Here is a 17,113-nt window from a genome sequence, read left to right on the forward strand (position 1 = left end):
AGGGCGGCAAAACTTGCAACAACGTGCCAGACTCGTTATAAGGTGCGCTTTCTTTTGACGTGTGGACATCCTGATGAACGACATCCCTTTCTGGCAAAGCAAAACTCTTGACGACATGACTGACGCGGAATGGGAATCATTGTGCGACGGCTGCGGGCAGTGCTGCCTGCACAAGCTGATGGATGAAGATACGGACGAAATCTACTTCACCAACGTGGCCTGCAAGCAGTTGAACATTAAAACCTGCCAGTGCCGCAACTATGAGCGTCGGTTCGAATTTGAGCCGGACTGCATCAAGTTAACCCGTGATAATCTGCCCACCTTTGAATGGCTGCCGCATACCTGCGCGTATCGCCTGCTGGCGGAAGGGAAAGGGTTACCAGACTGGCATCCGTTGCTGACCGGTTCGAAAGCGGCGATGCACGGCGAGCGTATTTCGGTGCGCCACATCGCGGTGAAAGAGTCCGAGGTGCGGGACTGGGAAGACCATATTATGAATCACCCTAATCGGTGATAATAAAAAACCCGCCTCGGCGGGTTTTTTATTGTGCGCTGTTGTGTCGGGTGGCGCTGCGCTTACCCGACCTACAAAACTGACGTTGCCGTTTTGCTTTTACCTTCCGAACAAATCACGTTTCTTCGGCTTGAACGGCTGGGCAATCAGCACCAGCAACGCCACGACGAAGTAGGCGACAAAAATCCCCACCAGCCACTGTGGCATCTCCAGCGTCAGGAATTCCCACTGACGGACAGAGCAGTCACCGGATGCGACAAACACCTGCGGCAGCCATTTATCCAGCGGCAGCCAGCTCGGGAAGCGGGCGGCAAAATCACAGGTCATAAACGGTGACGGATGCAGCTGCATCATGGTGTGCTGCCAGGAGAGTTCAATTCCTTTCCAGGCGCTGTACAGCCAGATTGCAATACCCGCGTAGCGCAACGGCGATTTCGGGGCGATGGCGCCTACCAGGCCCGCACCCATAATGCCAAACAGGGCGCAGCGCTCGTAGATACAGAGCACGCAGGGTTTCAGCCCCATCACGTGCTGGAACCACAGCGCGACCATTTCCAGCGCAAAGGCGGTCAGGGCCATCAACAACCACGCTCCGCGACCGCGAGAGCACTGGTTTAAAAATCTCAACATAATCATTTCCCTGGAACATGCTTAGAAAGCGCAGTGTAAACGAATTCGTTTTTCGCGCCACCTGTACCTGACGAAATAAAACGTAATCGGATGTTTATCGTGCGAAAAGGCAAACGGGCAGCGAACTGCCCGAGAGGCCTCATTTAGTGCGCCGCAAGTATACCCGCTTGTATCAGCCATTGCGTACAGGGAATGAGGGTAATTTTGACGCAAAGCAATCCCACAATTGTGAGTACCAGCGTATAGGGCAGCGCCATCCAGACCATTCTTCCATAAGAAAGACGTATGAGTGGCGCAAGGGCAGAGGTCAGCAGGAACAGGAAGGCGGCTTGTCCATTTGGCGTCGCTACCGACGGCAGGTTAGTGCCGGTATTGATGGCCACGGCCAGCAGCTCAAACTGTCCTGCGTTAATAATGCCTTCTTCCATCGCGGATTTGGCTTCGTTGATGTAGACCGTCCCGACAAAGACGTTATCGGAGATGGACGACAGGAGGCCGTTGAACAGATAGAAGAGCGTAAGCTGCGCGTCTGGTGCAGCCTGCAGCACAAAGGTAATTATGGGGGCAAACAGATGCTGGTCGATAATCACCGCCACAACCGCGAAGAAGACGGCCAGCAGCGCGGTAAATGGCAGGGCTTCCGTAAACGCTTTGCCAATAGCATGCTCATCCGTTACGCCGCTAAAAGTGGTCGCAAGAATAATGACGGAGAGGCCAATCAACCCCACCTCTGCAAGATGCAATGCCAGCGCGACGATAAGCCAGACGCCAATGATACCCTGCGCAATCAGACGCAGCGTCTCTTGCCGCGTGCGCTGTTTGCGGCTCTGCTCGTCAAATTTATGCAGCTCACTGCGGACCGGCTCAGGCAGTTGCGCGCCGTAGCCGAATACCCTGAACTTTTCGACCAGAATGCAGGTTGCTAACCCGCAGATAAGGACAGGCACGCTCACGGGGGCCATGCGCAGGAAAAACTCGCCAAAATGCCATTCAGCCGCTTTGGCGATGATCAGGTTTTGCGGCTCACCCACCATGGTCATCACGCCGCCCAACGCAGTCCCTACGCCAGCATGCATCATCAGACTGCGCAGAAACGCGCGGAACTGCTCCAGCACCTCACGGTTATGCGCCTCAACGTGGCTGTCATCCTGCAAGTCTTCGCCCGGGCGGGACGAGGCCACGCGGTGATAAATCCCGTAAAACCCGACGGCGACGCTGATCACCACCGCAACAACGGTCAAGGCATCCAGGAAGGCCGAAAGAAAGGCAGCAGCAAGGCAAAACGCCAGCGACAATACCGTTTTAGACGGAATGCTGAGCAACAGGCGAGTGAAGATAAACAGCAGCAGCTGTTTCATAAAGTAGATCCCGGCCACCATAAATATCAGCAGCAGGAGCACTTCCAGATTTGACGCCAGCTCTGCTTTGACATGCTCAGCAGATGTCATCCCGATGACCACTGCTTCAAAAGCCAGCAGACCGCCAGGCAGCAGAGGGTAACATTTCAGCGCCATTGCCAGGGTGAAGATAAACTCCGCCACCAGCAGCCATCCGGCGATAAACGGGTTCACGCTAAAAATAAGGGGGTTAACGACCAGGAAAACCAGCAGTATCAGTTTGTACCAGTCAGGAGACTGACCTAAAAAATTGCGCCACAGCGCGCGCCCAAAAGAAATTTCCACAACAGACGTCCTTCCCCGTCACGTAAAACAAAACATCAGTATACGCAAAATTGCGGCCCGGCGGCGGATAAGCGAGCATTGTAAATTTCATAAAATGAAACGGCGATCCCTCTTTTCTCTCTTTACCGCGCTACCTGCCGCTGCATGCCTCTGGTATGATGAGTGCAATTTGCTAAAGCTGTGTAATGGAAATCTCACTATGGTCATTAAGGCGCAGAGCCCGGCGGGTTTCGCGGAAGAGTACATCATTGAAAGCATCTGGAATAATCGCTTCCCTGCAGGGTCCATTCTTCCGGCTGAACGCGAACTCTCTGAACTGATTGGCGTCACTCGCACCACGCTGCGTGAAGTGCTTCAGCGACTGGCGCGTGATGGATGGTTGACGATCCAGCACGGCAAGCCAACAAAAGTAAACAACTTCTGGGAAACCTCGGGGCTGAACATTCTTGAAACGCTGGCGCGCCTCGACCACGAAAGCGTACCGCAGCTCATTGATAATCTGCTCTCAGTGCGTACCAACATCGCGACGATCTTTATTCGTACCGCTTTCCGTCAGCACCCGGAAGATGCGCTTGCAGTGCTGGCCAGCGCAAACGAGGTCGAAGATCATGCCGATGCCTTTGCCACCCTCGATTACAACGTCTTCCGCGGTCTGGCGTTTGCCTCCGGCAACCCGATTTACGGTCTTATCCTCAACGGGATGAAAGGGCTCTATACCCGCATTGGTCGTCACTACTTTGCCAATCCCGAAGCGCGCAGTCTGGCACTGGGTTTCTACCATAAGCTCAGCAAGCTCTGCACCGAAGGGCTGCACGATCAGGTTTATGAAACCGTGCGTCGCTACGGTCATGATTCCGGTGAAATCTGGCATCGCATGCAAAAAACGCTGCCGGGCGATTTAGCGATTCAGAGTCGCTGAAAGAAAAACCTCTCAAGTGAGAGGTTTTTTTTCGCCCGGTGGCGCTTCGCTTACCGGGCCTACAAAAACCGTAGGCCGGGTAAGGCGTAGCCGCCACCCGGCAAAAAACATTACAACGTATTCAACCGCGCCGGGCAACGTTCCAGCAGTTCTACGCTGCCGTCCTCATTCTGCTGTTCCAGCTGCACGTCAAAGCCCCACAGGCGGTGAACATGCTTCAGCACCTCTTTACGTCCTTTATCCAGCGGCGCGCGGTTGTGCGGGATATAACGCAGCGTCAGAGAACGGTCACCGCGTAAATCGACGTTCCAGACCTGAATATTGGGCTCAAGATTGCTCAGGTTGTACTGAGAAGAGAGCCGTGAGCGGATCTCGCGATACCCCTCTTCGTTATGAATCGCAGAAATCTCCAGGTAGTTGTTACGATCATCGTCCAGCACGGTGAAGAAGCGGAAATCACGCATGATCTTCGGCGACATAAACTGGCTGATAAAGCTCTCGTCCTTAAAATCGCGCATCGCAAAATGCAGCGTTTCAAGCCAGTCTGAACCGGCGATATCCGGGAACCAGTACTTGTCTTCTTCCGTTGGCGACTGACAGATACGCTTAATATCCTGGAACATCGCAAAGCCAAGCGCATACGGGTTAATCCCGCTGTACCACTGGCTGTTATAAGGCGGCTGAAACACGACGTTGGTATGGCTGTGGAGAAACTCCATCATGAACCGCTCGGTCACTTTCCCCTCGTCATACAGATGGTTGAGGATGGTGTAGTGCCAGAATGTCGCCCAGCCTTCGTTCATCACCTGCGTCTGTTTCTGCGGATAGAAATACTGGCTGACCTTGCGCACGATGCGCAGGATCTCACGCTGCCACGGCTCCAGCAGCGGGGCGTTTTTCTCCATAAAGTAGAGCAGGTTTTCCTGCGGCTCGGAGGGATAACGACGCGTCTCGGCGACGGCTTTCTCTTCCTCACGCTTCGGCAGGGTGCGCCACAGCATGTTCACCTGGCTTTGCAGATACTCTTCGCGGCTTTTCTGTCGGGCTTTCTCCTCCTGCAGGGAGATTTTCTGCGGGCGTTTGTAGCGGTCCACGCCGTAGTTCATCAGGGCGTGGCAGGAGTCGAGCAGTTTCTCCACCTCATCCACGCCATAACGCTCTTCGCAGTCGGTGATGTATTTACGCGCGAAGATCAGGTAATCAACGATGGAGCTGGCATCCGTCCAGCTGCGGAAGAGATAGTTATTTTTGAAAAACGAGTTATGGCCGTAACAGGCGTGGGCCATCACCAGCGCCTGCATGGTAATGGTGTTCTCTTCCATTAAATACGCAATACACGGATTGGAGTTAATCACAATCTCATACGCCAGCCCCTGCTGACCGTGTTTATACAAGCGCTCCGTTTCAATGAATTTTTTACCAAACGACCAGTGCGGATAGTTGATCGGCATCCCGACGCTGGAGTAAGCGTCCATCATCTGTTCAGAGGTAATCACCTCAATTTGATGGGGATAGGTATCCAGGCGATACAGTTTTGCTACCCGGTCGATTTCGGCGAGGTAGACATCCAGCAGCTCGAAGGTCCAGTCGGGTCCATCGCTCAGACGTGTGTTGTCCTTGTTCAGGGAATCAATAGTAGCCATTAGCGCGCCCTCGTTGTGGGTGCTCTCTCTGTCTGGAGAGCCTCCTTTCAAGCATAGATCAACGTGTTAAAAAGCGTGCCCGACAAGAAATTTTTTCTTTGCGATTTCCCGTTTTTGATACGGCAAAAAAAGCGACTCCTTCAGCATTTTATGCTGGTTAAAAATAAAGCTCAGCATGAGATCCCAAATTAGCACCATCCCCTGATACTGGGGGATGTGTGAGGCAAGTCACCATAAAAAAGTCGTATGTTGAATAATATTTTCAACTAGGTTATCAATCTGTAATTAGAAGATTGTTCTTTTGCACATTATGGAGTGGCTATGCGTGTTGTCATACTGGGAAGTGGTGTCGTTGGCGTAACCAGCGCCTGGTATTTAAGTCAGGCAGGACATGAGGTTACCGTTATCGATCGTGAATCCGGCCCGGCGCTTGAAACCAGTGCGGCGAATGCCGGGCAAATCTCTCCGGGGTATGCGGCGCCGTGGGCAGCCCCTGGCGTACCGCTGAAGGCGATCAAATGGATGTTCCAGCGCCATGCGCCGCTGGCCATCAGCCTTGACGGCACGCCGTTCCAGCTGAAGTGGATGTGGCAGATGCTGCGCAACTGCGATACCCGCCACTACATGGAAAACAAAGGGCGCATGGTGCGCCTGGCGGAATACAGCCGTGACTGTCTTAAGACCCTGCGCGCGTCGACCGGCATTGAGTACGAAGGCCGTCAGGGCGGCACGCTGCAGCTGTTCCGCACCGCGCAACAGTATGAAAACGCCACCCGCGATATCGCCGTGCTGGAAGATGCCGGCGTACCTTACCAGCTGCTGGAGGCCAGCCAGCTGGGGCAGGTGGAGCCTGCCCTGGCGGAAGTGGCGCATAAACTGACGGGCGGCCTGCGTCTTCCTAATGACGAAACCGGCGACTGTCAGCTCTTTACCCAGCGTCTGGCGCACATGTGCGAGCAGGCGGGGGTGAAATTCCGCTTTAACACCGCTGTCGACAAGCTGCTGTCGGAAGGGGAAAAAATTTACGGCGTGAAGTGTGGCGACGAGGTGATCAAAGCGGATGCCTACGTGATGGCATTTGGCTCGTACTCCACCGCCATGCTGAAAGGCATTCTCGATATTCCTGTTTATCCGCTGAAGGGCTACTCGCTGACCATTCCGGTGAAAGAAGAGAGCGGCGCCCCGGTATCAACCATCCTGGATGAAACTTACAAAATCGCCATTACCCGCTTTGATAACCGCATCCGCGTGGGCGGCATGGCGGAAATTGTCGGCTTCAACACCGACCTCCTGCAGCCGCGTCGTGAAACGCTGGAGATGGTGGTGGGGGACCTGTTCCCGCGCGGGGGCTTTGTTGAGCAGGCGACATTCTGGACCGGTCTGCGTCCGATGACCCCGGACGGTACGCCGATTGTTGGCCGTACGCCGTTTAAAAATTTGTGGACCAATACCGGACACGGCACGCTGGGCTGGACGATGGCCTGCGGATCCGGTCAGCTGCTGAGCGACCTGATTTCCGGGCGCACGCCAGCCATTCCATTTGACGATTTAAGTGCGGCGCGCTATCAATCAGGGTTCACGCCAACGCGTCCACAGCATCTGCACGGCGCGCATAACTAAGGAGTTGTCATGTCCCGTCCTGTTCTGGCTCAGCTGGATCTGCAGGCCCTGAAGGAAAACCTGCAAATTGTTCGCCGGGCAGCACCTGGTTCGCGCGTCTGGTCGGTAGTCAAAGCGAATGCCTACGGCCACGGTATTGACCGTATCTGGAGCGCGCTCAGCGCCACCGACGGTTTTGCGTTGCTCAATCTGGAAGAGGCTATCCTGCTGCGCGAACGCGGCTGGAAAGGGCCGGTTTTGCTGCTGGAAGGGTTCTTCCACCCCGAGGATCTGCCATTGCTGGATAAGTATCGTCTGACCACCAGCGTTCACAGCAACTGGCAGATTAAAGCGATTCAGGATGCAAAACTCCACGCGCCGCTGGATATCTATCTCAAGGTAAACAGCGGCATGAACCGTCTGGGCTTTCAGCCTGAGCGGGTACATACGGTCTGGCAACAGCTGCGCGCCCTGAAAAATGTGGGCGAAATGACGCTGATGGCGCACTTTGCCGATGCGGAAAAACCGGACGGCATTGCCGATGCCATGGTCCGCATTGAGCAGGCGGCAGAAGGGCTGGACTGTCCGCGCTCGCTGTCGAACTCTGCGGCGACGCTTTGGCATCCCGAAGCGCATTATAACTGGGTGCGTCCGGGGATCGTTCTGTATGGTGCATCCCCGTCCGGTCAATGGCAGGATATTGCCAACAGCGGCCTGAAGCCGGTGATGTCGCTACGCAGTGAGATAATCGGCGTGCAGACGCTGAAGGCGGGCGACACGGTGGGCTATGGCAGCCGCTACCGGGCGCAGGGCGAACAGCGAATTGGTATTGTGGCAGGCGGGTATGCCGACGGCTATCCGCGCATCGCGTCAACCGGTACGCCTGTCTGGGTGGACGGCGTCCGTACGGGCACGGTGGGGACCGTGTCAATGGATATGCTGGCGGTTGACCTCACGCCGTGTCCGCAGGCGGGCATCGGTTCACCGGTTGAGCTGTGGGGCAATGAAGTCAAAATTGATGACGTGGCCGCGGCGGCGGGAACGGTGGGGTATGAACTCATGTGCGCCCTGGCGCCGAGAGTGCCGGTTGTAACGGTGTAACGTGTTCTTATGCCGGGTAAGGCGAAGCCGCCACCCGGCATAAACCCGCTACTCTGCGTCCTCTTCCATCGGCCGCAAACCGACTTTCCGCACCGCGTTATCTTCTTTTTCGGCAACGGTCCAGATCATCCCGGCAAATTCCACCTGATCGCCGACGACCGGCGCAGCGCCAAGTCGTTGCTGGATGATTTCGCCCAGCGTTTGCTGGTTATCACCGTCTTCAGCACCTTCATCCAGACCGTAAATCAGCGCCACATCCGCAAATTTGGCGCTGGCTTCCAGAATAAAATCACCGAAGAAACGCTGGTCCAGCGCCACCGGAGGCGACTGGCTGAACAACTTGCCCAGCGCGGGCAGATCGCGTTCGCGGCCAATCACGCACAAAATATCCCCTTCGCGAAGCCGGGTGCTGCCGGTAGGGTGTTGCAGGACATTATCGCGAAACAGCGCGGCAATCCGTGTTTCGGCCGGCATGTGCAAATCGCGCAGCGATGCCCCTACGCACCACTTGTCGGCGCTCAGTTGATAGACGAACTGTTCCCACGGGTTCTCCGGATGAATATCAAGCCCCACGCGGGACACCGGCCAGCCCACGGGCGGGACCACTACTTTGGCTTTTTTCGCCGCCCATCCGAGCGACGTCCCCTGGAACAGCAGTGAAATCAGCACCACGAAGAACGCCACGTTAAAGAACAGTCGTGCGTTATCCAGCCCGGCCATCATCGGGAAGACGGCAAGGATGATCGGCACCGCGCCACGCAGGCCCACCCAGCTGATAAAGACACGCTCGCGCAGGTTGAAGCCGCGAAACGGCAGCAGACCGGCAAACACCGACAGCGGACGGGCGAAGAAGATCATCCACGCAGACAGCAGCAGCGCCGGAATGGCAATCGGCAGCAGATCCGAGGGCGTAACCAGCAGGCCCAGCACCAGGAACATGCCGATTTGTGCCAGCCAGGCAAGACCGTCGAAGTTTTGCAAAATAGCGTGACGGTTGCGGATAGGGCGGTTACCCATCAGGAATCCGCAGAGGTAGACCGCGAGAATACCGCTGCCGTCCAGAGCGGTGGTGACGGCAAAAATCAGGATCCCGCCGCTCAGCGCCAGCAGTGGATACAGCCCCGAGGGGAGCGAGATGCGGTTAATCATCTGCTGTAACAGGTATCCCCCCGCCAGACCTATCAGTATCCCCAGGCCGAACTGCTGCAGGATATGCCACGCAAACATCCAGCTCAGCCCGGTCTCGTGCTGCTGGATCATCTCGATCAGCGTGATGGTCAGGAACACCGCCATCGGGTCGTTACTGCCGGATTCAATCTCAAGCGTTGAGCCGACACGTTCGTTAAGCCCTTTTCCACCGAGCAGGGAAAACACGGCTGCCGCGTCGGTTGAGCCTACAATCGCGCCAATCAGCAAACCTTCCATGATATTCAGATGGAAAAGCCACGCAGCCATCATCCCGGTGAGGCCAGAGGTAATTAACACGCCGACCGTGGCAAGTGAAAGCGCAGGCCCCAGGGCCACGCGGAAGGAGCTCGCCTGCGTACGCATGCCGCCGTCAAGCAGGATCACCGCCAGGGCGAGGTTACTCACCATGTAGGCAAAAGGGTAGTTATCGAATGGGATACCGCCGATGCCATCAATGCCAGCCAGCATGCCGATAGCAAGGAAAATAACAAGAATAGGTATGCCGAGACGCGATGAAAATGAACTTAATAAAATACTGCTGGTTACAAGGACAGAACCCAAAATGAAAAGGCTGATTATCGCTGCGGCATCCAATGTTCTCTTACTCCCACCTCAATGTTAACGCTGTTACTAAAACCCTAACATATTAACGTCGGTAACAGCGTTTTATTAAGGCGGTTTAACGGATTTTTTACCCCTTTATGACCGGATGGCCGCTGATGGTGAGCTGGCTTCCGCCATCATCATGCTTCAGCCTGGCGTGCGCCCCCAGCGCAAGAGTGACGGTTTGCTGCTCATGGCCCAAATCCAGCCCGGTGATCACGGGAATGTCCAGCCGGGAGCGGATGAAATCGACCATGGTTTCCAGCGAGTAGCCCGCGTCATAGTCATTGGGGGCAGCGCCGCTAAAGCTGCCCAGCACAATCGCGGACTGGCGTTCAAGAATACCGGCATGATAAAGCTGCAAGAGCATGCGCTCGACGCGGAACGGATGTTCGTTGATATCTTCCAGTACCAGAATGCCGTCTTCGATGTCCGGCATCCACGGCGTGCCGATGAGCGAGACCAGCATCGCCAGGTTTCCGCCCCAGAGCTGACCTTCACACTCCCAGTGCGGTCCGTTGCCTTGCCACTCCACGCTGTAGGTGGGATTACGCAGCGCGCGCCAGAAGTGTTCCATGGTAAACGCATCCAGCTCTGGCGCGCCGAAGTTACCGGCCAGCATGGGGCCGCTAAACGTGATGACATTGTGCAGGGCCAGAAGACCTAGCTGGATGACGGTGAAATCGCTGTGGCCGCAAATCAGCAGCGGATCCTGCTGCTGGCGCTGCGCCAGACCCTGCCAGTCAATGCTCTCCAGCAGCCTGCTCGCCCCGTAGCCGCCGCGCACGGCAAGGACGATGCGATCCTTACCCTTCAGACTCACCAGGCTATTGATATCATTCAGCCTCTGCGCTTCCGTTCCGGCAAAACGCTGCTGGCGGCGGGGGATAATTGTCTGATTTTCTACCTGATGACCAGATTCCAGTAAGCGCTGAACGCCCCGCTGTGCCGCGTCCTGGTTAATGCAGTAGCCCGACGGCGCGATGAGATGAAACTGAGACATGGCAATTCCTTGCTGAATGAGAAACTAATTGTCTATATCATGCCGCGTATACGCTGCCTGCTTCAAGGGCGGCGCACCGCGATGACCGGCTATAAGGATAGATGACGTGAAATTGAGATGGTTTGCTTTTTTGATTGTGCTGCTGGCTGGCTGTAGTTCAAAACATGATTATCAAAACCCGCCCTGGAACCCGGAAGTGCCGGTGAAACGGGCTATGCAGTGGATGCCAATCAGTGAACAAGCCGGGAAGGCCTGGGGCGTGAGCCCGCGTCTGATCACCGCGATTATTGCGGTGGAGTCCGGCGGTAATCCTACGCTCGTCAGCAAATCCAACGCGGTGGGACTGATGCAGCTTAAGGCTTCAACGGCGGGGAGAGAGGTCTACCGCTACATGGGCTGGAGCGGACAGCCGTCGACCAGCGAGCTGAAGAACCCGGAACGCAACATTTCCATGGGTACCGCGTATCTGAGCATTCTGGAACATGGCGTGCTGAAGGGCATCGAGGATCCGGAAGTGATGCAATACGCGCTGGTGGTCTCATACGTGAACGGTGCAGGGGCGCTGCTCAGAACTTTCTCCTCTGACCGTAAAGAGGCGATAGACGAGATCAACGGCATGGACAAAGATGAGTTCGTCGAGCATGTCGCGAAGAATCATCCGGCACCACAGGCGCCTCGTTATATCTGGAAAGTACAGAAAGCGATGGATGCCATGTAATGCCGCAAACGGGCGGCGGTTGCGCTGCCCGATTTTTTCACAGGACTTTATTTGCACGTTCCCGTGCTTCACGCTCCAGCGAGTAGATAATACGCTGCAGCTCGCGTTCAGCGCCTGGCCCGACGTTCAGGAAACGGAAGCTCAGACGCGGCGTGGTAATCGTTTCGTTTTTGCTGTCCACCACCGTGCGCTCGCTGATGGCAATCAGCTGTGCATCGAAATAAAAGCGACCCCAGCCGCCCATATCGAGCTCAATTTGGGTAAAACGCATGCCTTCTACCAGTCCGTCCGGTTTCGCTGAATCCAGCAACGCCCCCATTCCGCCCAGCGACAGGTCAAAGAGACGGAAACGAAGCTCTTTTTTGTCCGGCATTTTGGCCTTACAAAAATAGGCAGGGTGAAGCGGGGCGCTGATGCGGAAGTATTCACGACGCTGGACAAACCAGAGGTTGCCCGGAAGAGGGGTCACAAAAGCGGGAAGTCCCTGATATTCGCTCAGTTCCAGTCGCGGCAGGACAAACTCCACTTTAGCTCCATGGGTTTCGGCCATCACCGCAATATGTTCCGCTCTTAGCGCAGCGCGGTTTTCATACTCCTGGCTGCCCAGGTCAACAATCAGTCGCTCCTGCGAAACGTCAAGGATCTTGCTGATAAACTGATTATTTGACCAGCTGATGCGCAACGGCACTTCGCCTTTTTGCAGGTCGCGTAATACCCCTAATACAGCCAGCGGATTTTGCTTGAGGAACTGCTCACTGTAATGACTCACGCCGGATGGCTCCTTGATTAATGACAGACTGTCTGAGCGTTATCGGCAATCCACACTCAAACTTAATACAAACCGGTGATTTTTTTTTATTGCTGCATGCAAGATAAGTCGGTGAGAGGAAAATGATTTTATGCTGATGACCTATACTTACGTTAGCTGTGCAGAAGGTTTTCTGCACATGCGTTAAACCTGAAAGAGGGCATCGCTATGGGTATCATCGCCTGGATTATCTTTGGTCTTATCGCTGGCGCTATCGCTAAACTCATCATGCCGGGAAACGATGGCGGCGGCTTCATTTTGACCTGTGTTCTCGGGGTTGTTGGTGCGGTTGTGGGCGGCTGGCTGGCGACGATGTTTGGCTTTGGAGGCAACATCAGTGGTTTTGACATGCACAGTTTCCTCGTTGCTGTCGTCGGCGCCATTGTTGTGCTGGGCATATTCAGGTTACTGCGACGAGCCTAAAATGACATAGCGGCTCCCTGCGGAGGGCCGTTTTTTTTGCCTGAATCTTGATTTGTTAATCGAAATGATAATAATTGTCGTTCCGTATTGCATCTAACAATAAGACGACATTATGAACTCCTCACGTTTTACGTTATGCGCTCTGGCCGGTGCCGTCACGCTGGCATTGCAGGTCCAGGCTTTCGCCGAAGAATCTACCATCGTCGTCACGGGCTCAGAGCAGGGCAGCGCGCTGCCGGCCTGGACGAACAGCGCTACGAAATCGGCCGTTGCCGAAAGTAAAACGCCCCAGGTCATCAATACGCTTTCTGCCCCGGAAATTGAAAAGCGTCATGCGAACTCCGTGAATGAAATCCTGCGCTATGCCCCGGGCGTCTCAACCGAAGTGCGCGGTAATACCTCCTACATGAGCGAATACAAAATTCGTGGCTTTACCGTCGATCAGGAGTTCTATAACGGATTGCAGTTGCCCTATAACGTCACCGGCAATACCAAGGCTCGTATCGATCCGCTGTTGATTGACAGCGTCGATATCCTGAAAGGGCCTTCATCGGTGCTTTACGGCGGTGGTTCGCCGGGCGGGCTGGTGAATATTCAAAGTAAAAAACCGCAGCGGGAAGCGCGAACGGAGGTCGGTTTTAATACCGGTAACCGCAACCTGAAAGAGGGCTATCTCGACTCAACCGGGCAGATAGCCGACAGCGACTGGAATTACCGTTTGCTGGGCAAGGCGACGGAGAATGACGATCAGCCGCACACCACCCGGTATGAAAATTACCTGGTCGCCCCGTCCGTCACCTGGCAGCCCGACAGCAAAACCCGTCTCACGCTGGATGCGCTGGCGCAAAACTCCCCGAGCCTGACGCCGTCAAATCCGCTCCCGCTGTCTTATCTGCGCTCGAAATATGCCGATCGCCGTGATTACGCCGGAGATGAATGGACTGGGTTTAAGCAGCGCCAGTGGATGCTGGGCTATAGCTTTGAACACGAGTTTGACAGCGGCTGGGGCTTTAACCAGAAAGCGCGCTATTTTGACGTCGATACCCACCAGCGCAGCGTCTATGCGACAGGCACGGGGAGTGAGGTTTATCAGCTCAACCGCTTTGCTTACACCACCGATGAAGATCTTAAGAGCTTCAACATCGACAACCAGGTGACGAAAACCGTTGCGCTGGGTGAATGGCAGCACCATCTGCTGGCCGGGTTTGACTATCAGAAGATGAACTCGCATTTCCACTACCGTTACGCGTCGGCCACGCCAGGCATGGACATGCGCGATCCTGACTATAAGCAAATCAGCGAAGGCGCACTGGGGCTCTACACCGCCCAGAAGAATCGCCTCAGCTATCAGCAGAACGGTTACTACCTGCAGGATCAGGTGGAATTCGGTGGCTTAAATCTGTTGGGTAGCCTGCGCTACGACGATTACCGCTCCGTCACCACCGATTACCTGAAAAACGGGGATAAAGCCTGGGTATCGCAGGACCGCGTCACCAAACGTCTGGGCGCGCTTTACGCCTTCGATAACGGTATTTCACCGTTTATCAGTTATTCCGAAGGTTTTGCGCCGGTGTCACCGCAGGGAACGCTCACGGCAAAAGACGTCAAACCGACCACCAGCAAGCAGGTGGAAGGCGGGGTAAAATATCTGCTGGCTGAATACGCCACCACCTTTACCGCCTCGGTGTTTAACATCCGGCAGAAAAACGTTGTCACCTCCGATCTGGGCTTCCTGAATTATCGTCAGACCGGGGAAGTGGAATCCAAAGGGGCAGAGCTCTCCGCCATCAGCCGTCCGACGGACAACCTGACGCTGATTGCCAACTATGCCTACACCCATGCGATCAATACCGAAGATGATAAATACCAGGGTAAACGTCCAACTCAGGTGCCGGAGAACGCTTTCAATCTGTGGGGGGACTACACTTTCGAGAGTACGCCGCTGAAAGGACTGATGCTGGGGGCTGGGGCACGCTACACCGGTCCGATGGAAATTTCACCGGCTAACGATGCGGGTAAACTGGGCGGCACCACGCAGTACGATCTGGCGGCCTCGTACCGGATGGGCGAAATCCTGCCGTCGCTGGCGGGACTCACGCTTAAGGCGAGTATGCAGAACATCACCAATAAAGAGACGCTGACCTGCTACGACGCAACCAACTGCTGGATTGGGCGTGACAGGACGTATCAGTTAGGGGCGAGCTACAGCTTCTGACTGCCCGGTGGCGCTGCGCTTACCGGGCCTACAAACCCAACGTAGGCCGGGTAAGGCGTAGCCGCCACCCGGCAATACTCCCTTACTGCGCCGCAGCTTTTACCGGCGCAGCCTCGTCATTCGCCGCAGGCTGATTTTCCGGTACGCTGTCACACGGTTTTTCTTTTGGACAGACCAGATCCAGCATTTTCAGCGTCACGCCATTACTCCAGCCGAACCCATCCTGCAGCGGGTACTCGCCACCGCCGCCGCCCGTACCGGTTGTTGATACGTCATATTTCTCCACCAGTTTCTTCTCGCGGTCGTAAGTGTGCTGCACGTTCTTCAGGAAGCGCCAGGTGACATCCATCGCCACCTTATTCTGCCCGTAATTCTGCAACCCTTCCGTCGCCACCCACTGCAGCGGAGCCCAGCCGTTTGGGGCATCCCATTGCTGTCCGCTGTTGATAGTGGTGGTGGTAATGCCGCCCGGTTTCAACAGGCGCGCGGAGGTCGCCGCGGCAACTTTATCGGCACGCTCCTGCGACGCCGCCTTCACGTAGAGCGGGAAGAGAGCGGCCGCGGTAAGCTGATTACGCACCTTCTTACTCTTGAGGTCGTAATCGGCATACCAGCCCTCTTTATCATTCCACAGGTGATTCTCGATGGCTTTCTGACGCGCGGTCGCCAGCGCCTCGTATTGACTCGCCGCGGCGCTGTCGCCTGCCTCCTGGCTTGCCCGCGCGAGCAGTTTTTCCATTTTAAACATCAGCGCGTTCAGATCGACGGGCACGATGCTGGTGGTGCGGATCGTGCCGAGTTTTTGCGGATCGTCCATCCAGCGGGAGCTAAAGTCCCAGCCCGAAGCCGCTGCGGAGCGCAAATCACGGTAGATCTCAGTCGCGGGTCGGTTAGGGTTGTTTTTGGCGGTATTGACGTCGTCAAGCCAGGACTCGGGGCGCGGAGTATCGCGGTCATCCCAGTAGCGGTTGAGCACCGAACCGTCATCCAGCTTCACCACGCGCTGGTTAGCTTGCCCTGGCTGAAGAGAATCCACGCCCTCCATCCAGTAGGCGTACTCTTTTTCCATCTGCGGGCGATATTTCTTTAGCGCATCGCTGTCGTGCGTCGCCAGCAGTTCCACCATCATGGAGAAGAACGGCGGCTGGGAGCGGCTCAGGTAGTAGCTGCGGTTGCCGTTGGGGATATGTCCAAAGGTATCAATCTCCCAGGCGAAGTTATCCACCATATCGCTGATTTTGTCCCAGTGGCCGCTTTCCGCGAGACCCAGCATGGTGAAATAGCTGTCCCAGTAGTAGACCTCGCGGAAGCGTCCGCCGGGCACAACGTAAGGCTTCGGTAACGGCAGCAGGGAATCCCATTTATTACTGGCTTTATCGGTGGTACGCGTCAGTACGGGCCAGAGATCGTCAATATGCTCGCGTAAACTTTGTCCTGCGGGCGGAACATACTTTTCGCCTTCCGCAGGCAGCGTGAAGTTCATCTCTACAAAGTGGCGCAGATCAAAGCTGGACTGGGTGTGCTGCATCCGGTAATCCGCCAGGATCATCAGCGGATCGCTTTTGGGGACGGCATCAGCGAAGGTTTTCTGATCGGGAAACAGTTTGGCACTTTGCACATCATTAAAGAGAGGGCCAAGTAAAATATCGGGGGAGTTTTTCTGGAACGCAGGCTGTTCATCAGCATAACTCAATGTCGTCGCACCGAGCAGCGCGCCTCCCAGCGCGAGGTGCAAAAGAGCAGGGCGTAAAGTACGAGGTCTTATCATCTGTTCGTCTCCTGTATTCGCTCAGCAGCGTGACCGCTGTTATCAATCACCTGAAAACCTTAGACGAATATCGACCGCTTCGCGTGTTCAATATCCCATTTTGCGCAGAACCAGACAATTTACCGCTTCGCCCGTCCGGTCCGGCCGGGAGGAATTAGTTGTGCAAATGAAATTAAAAGAATTATGTCTTTAAATAATCATATATATTGCACGTTAAAATATACATAAACCTAAGGAAGGTGCGAATAAGCAGGTCATTTCTTCCCAAGCTGACTCGCTGATTAAAATTTCGCGGATCT

Annotated in this window: 13 protein-coding genes and 2 pseudogenes; 8 read left to right on the top strand and 7 right to left on the bottom strand. The window is 55.4% G+C overall.

Annotated features, from left to right (window positions below; translation table 11 throughout):
* The first annotated feature begins 73 nt into the window (after positions 1-73).
* A complete protein-coding gene (locus ACOTXR_RS13345; RefSeq protein WP_014884262.1) occupies positions 74-514 on the top strand; it encodes a YcgN family cysteine cluster protein in 441 nt (146 codons plus the stop codon).
* Between the two features lie 99 nt (positions 515-613).
* Here the strand turns inward: ACOTXR_RS13345 and dsbB are convergent, their stop codons facing one another.
* Together dsbB and nhaB are read right to left on the bottom strand one after the other, a co-directional pair.
* A complete protein-coding gene (gene dsbB / locus ACOTXR_RS13350; protein WP_032641201.1) occupies positions 614-1,144 on the bottom strand; it encodes a disulfide bond formation protein DsbB in 531 nt (176 codons plus the stop codon).
* Positions 1,145-1,287: 143 nt separating this feature from the next.
* Positions 1,288-2,826 (bottom strand): Na(+)/H(+) antiporter NhaB, encoded by a 1,539-nt coding sequence (gene nhaB / locus ACOTXR_RS13355; RefSeq protein WP_023330627.1) that lies wholly within the window; start codon positions 2,824-2,826, stop codon positions 1,288-1,290.
* A gap of 199 nt (positions 2,827-3,025) precedes the next feature.
* Between nhaB and fadR the strand changes: the two genes are divergently transcribed.
* Positions 3,026-3,745 carry a fatty acid metabolism transcriptional regulator FadR gene (gene fadR, locus ACOTXR_RS13360; protein ID WP_014884259.1) on the top strand — a complete coding sequence of 240 codons (720 nt, stop codon included), beginning with the start codon at positions 3,026-3,028 and terminating at the stop codon, positions 3,743-3,745.
* 110 nt (positions 3,746-3,855) lie between these two features.
* Here the strand turns inward: fadR and ACOTXR_RS13365 are convergent, their stop codons facing one another.
* Complete coding sequence (locus ACOTXR_RS13365; RefSeq protein ID WP_058690974.1) at positions 3,856-5,388, bottom strand: SpoVR family protein; 1,533 nt, start codon at positions 5,386-5,388, stop codon at positions 3,856-3,858.
* 321 nt (positions 5,389-5,709) lie between these two features.
* Between ACOTXR_RS13365 and ACOTXR_RS13370 the strand changes: the two genes are divergently transcribed.
* From ACOTXR_RS13370 to ACOTXR_RS13380, 3 genes and pseudogenes are all read left to right on the top strand, one after another.
* Complete coding sequence (locus tag ACOTXR_RS13370; protein WP_222834557.1) at positions 5,710-7,008, top strand: D-amino acid dehydrogenase; 1,299 nt, start codon at positions 5,710-5,712, stop codon at positions 7,006-7,008.
* Between the two features lie 9 nt (positions 7,009-7,017).
* Positions 7,018-8,088 carry a catabolic alanine racemase DadX gene (dadX, locus tag ACOTXR_RS13375; protein WP_058690973.1) on the top strand — a complete coding sequence of 357 codons (1,071 nt, stop codon included), beginning with the start codon at positions 7,018-7,020 and terminating at the stop codon, positions 8,086-8,088.
* 9 nt (positions 8,089-8,097) lie between these two features.
* A pseudogene (locus tag ACOTXR_RS13380) lies at positions 8,098-8,199 on the top strand (hypothetical protein); the annotation flags it as partial.
* Here ACOTXR_RS13380 and ACOTXR_RS13385 read toward each other — a convergent pair.
* Both ACOTXR_RS13385 and ldcA read right to left on the bottom strand, forming a co-directional pair.
* Positions 8,155-9,870, bottom strand: a pseudogene (locus ACOTXR_RS13385) (potassium/proton antiporter); the annotation flags it as partial. The pseudogenes ACOTXR_RS13380 and ACOTXR_RS13385 overlap by 45 nt on opposite strands.
* Positions 9,871-9,967: 97 nt before the next feature.
* On the bottom strand, positions 9,968-10,882 hold the full coding sequence (ldcA, locus tag ACOTXR_RS13390; protein ID WP_058690972.1) for a muramoyltetrapeptide carboxypeptidase: 915 nt from the start codon (positions 10,880-10,882) through the stop codon (positions 9,968-9,970).
* A 106-nt stretch (positions 10,883-10,988) separates the two neighbouring features.
* Between ldcA and emtA the strand changes: the two genes are divergently transcribed.
* Positions 10,989-11,600, top strand: coding sequence for a membrane-bound lytic murein transglycosylase EmtA (gene emtA, locus ACOTXR_RS13395; protein WP_014884253.1), 612 nt, complete (start codon positions 10,989-10,991; stop codon positions 11,598-11,600).
* A gap of 37 nt (positions 11,601-11,637) precedes the next feature.
* On the opposite strand, the gene ycgR is transcribed toward emtA, so the two are convergent.
* The gene (gene ycgR / locus ACOTXR_RS13400) at positions 11,638-12,369 is read right to left on the bottom strand and encodes a flagellar brake protein YcgR (RefSeq protein WP_014884252.1); all 732 of its coding nucleotides are present in this window, start codon (positions 12,367-12,369) and stop codon (positions 11,638-11,640) included.
* 207 nt (positions 12,370-12,576) lie between these two features.
* On the opposite strand from ycgR, the gene ACOTXR_RS13405 reads away from it, so the two are divergent.
* On the top strand, positions 12,577-12,831 hold the full coding sequence (locus ACOTXR_RS13405; protein WP_014884251.1) for a GlsB/YeaQ/YmgE family stress response membrane protein: 255 nt from the start codon (positions 12,577-12,579) through the stop codon (positions 12,829-12,831).
* A gap of 112 nt (positions 12,832-12,943) precedes the next feature.
* The gene (locus tag ACOTXR_RS13410) at positions 12,944-15,046 is read left to right on the top strand and encodes a TonB-dependent siderophore receptor (protein WP_058690971.1); all 2,103 of its coding nucleotides are present in this window, start codon (positions 12,944-12,946) and stop codon (positions 15,044-15,046) included.
* An 82-nt stretch (positions 15,047-15,128) separates the two neighbouring features.
* On the opposite strand, the gene ACOTXR_RS13415 is transcribed toward ACOTXR_RS13410, so the two are convergent.
* Positions 15,129-16,814, bottom strand: a complete 1,686-nt coding sequence (locus ACOTXR_RS13415; protein WP_048997474.1) for an alpha,alpha-trehalase — start codon at positions 16,812-16,814, stop codon at positions 15,129-15,131.
* Positions 16,815-17,113: the final 299 nt, after the last annotated feature.

The organism is Enterobacter cloacae complex sp. IR53030 (genome assembly GCF_049238365.1).
GTDB lineage: Bacteria > Pseudomonadota > Gammaproteobacteria > Enterobacterales > Enterobacteriaceae > Enterobacter > Enterobacter kobei.

Bases quoted from the DNA above. Each gene is read 5' to 3' on its own strand.
- dadX (WP_058690973.1), top strand. From the start codon at position 7,018: ATGTCCCGTCCTGTTCTGGCTCAGCTGGATCTGCAGGCCCTGAAGGAA.
- dsbB (WP_032641201.1), bottom strand. From the start codon at position 1,144: ATGTTGAGATTTTTAAACCAGTGCTCTCGCGGTCGCGGAGCGTGGTTG.
- ACOTXR_RS13370 (WP_222834557.1), top strand. From the start codon at position 5,710: ATGCGTGTTGTCATACTGGGAAGTGGTGTCGTTGGCGTAACCAGCGCC.
- ACOTXR_RS13345 (WP_014884262.1), top strand. From the start codon at position 74: ATGAACGACATCCCTTTCTGGCAAAGCAAAACTCTTGACGACATGACT.
- fadR (WP_014884259.1), top strand. From the start codon at position 3,026: ATGGTCATTAAGGCGCAGAGCCCGGCGGGTTTCGCGGAAGAGTACATC.
- ACOTXR_RS13415 (WP_048997474.1), bottom strand. From the start codon at position 16,814: ATGATAAGACCTCGTACTTTACGCCCTGCTCTTTTGCACCTCGCGCTG.
- ACOTXR_RS13410 (WP_058690971.1), top strand. From the start codon at position 12,944: ATGAACTCCTCACGTTTTACGTTATGCGCTCTGGCCGGTGCCGTCACG.
- ldcA (WP_058690972.1), bottom strand. From the start codon at position 10,882: ATGTCTCAGTTTCATCTCATCGCGCCGTCGGGCTACTGCATTAACCAG.
- ACOTXR_RS13365 (WP_058690974.1), bottom strand. From the start codon at position 5,388: ATGGCTACTATTGATTCCCTGAACAAGGACAACACACGTCTGAGCGAT.
- ACOTXR_RS13405 (WP_014884251.1), top strand. From the start codon at position 12,577: ATGGGTATCATCGCCTGGATTATCTTTGGTCTTATCGCTGGCGCTATC.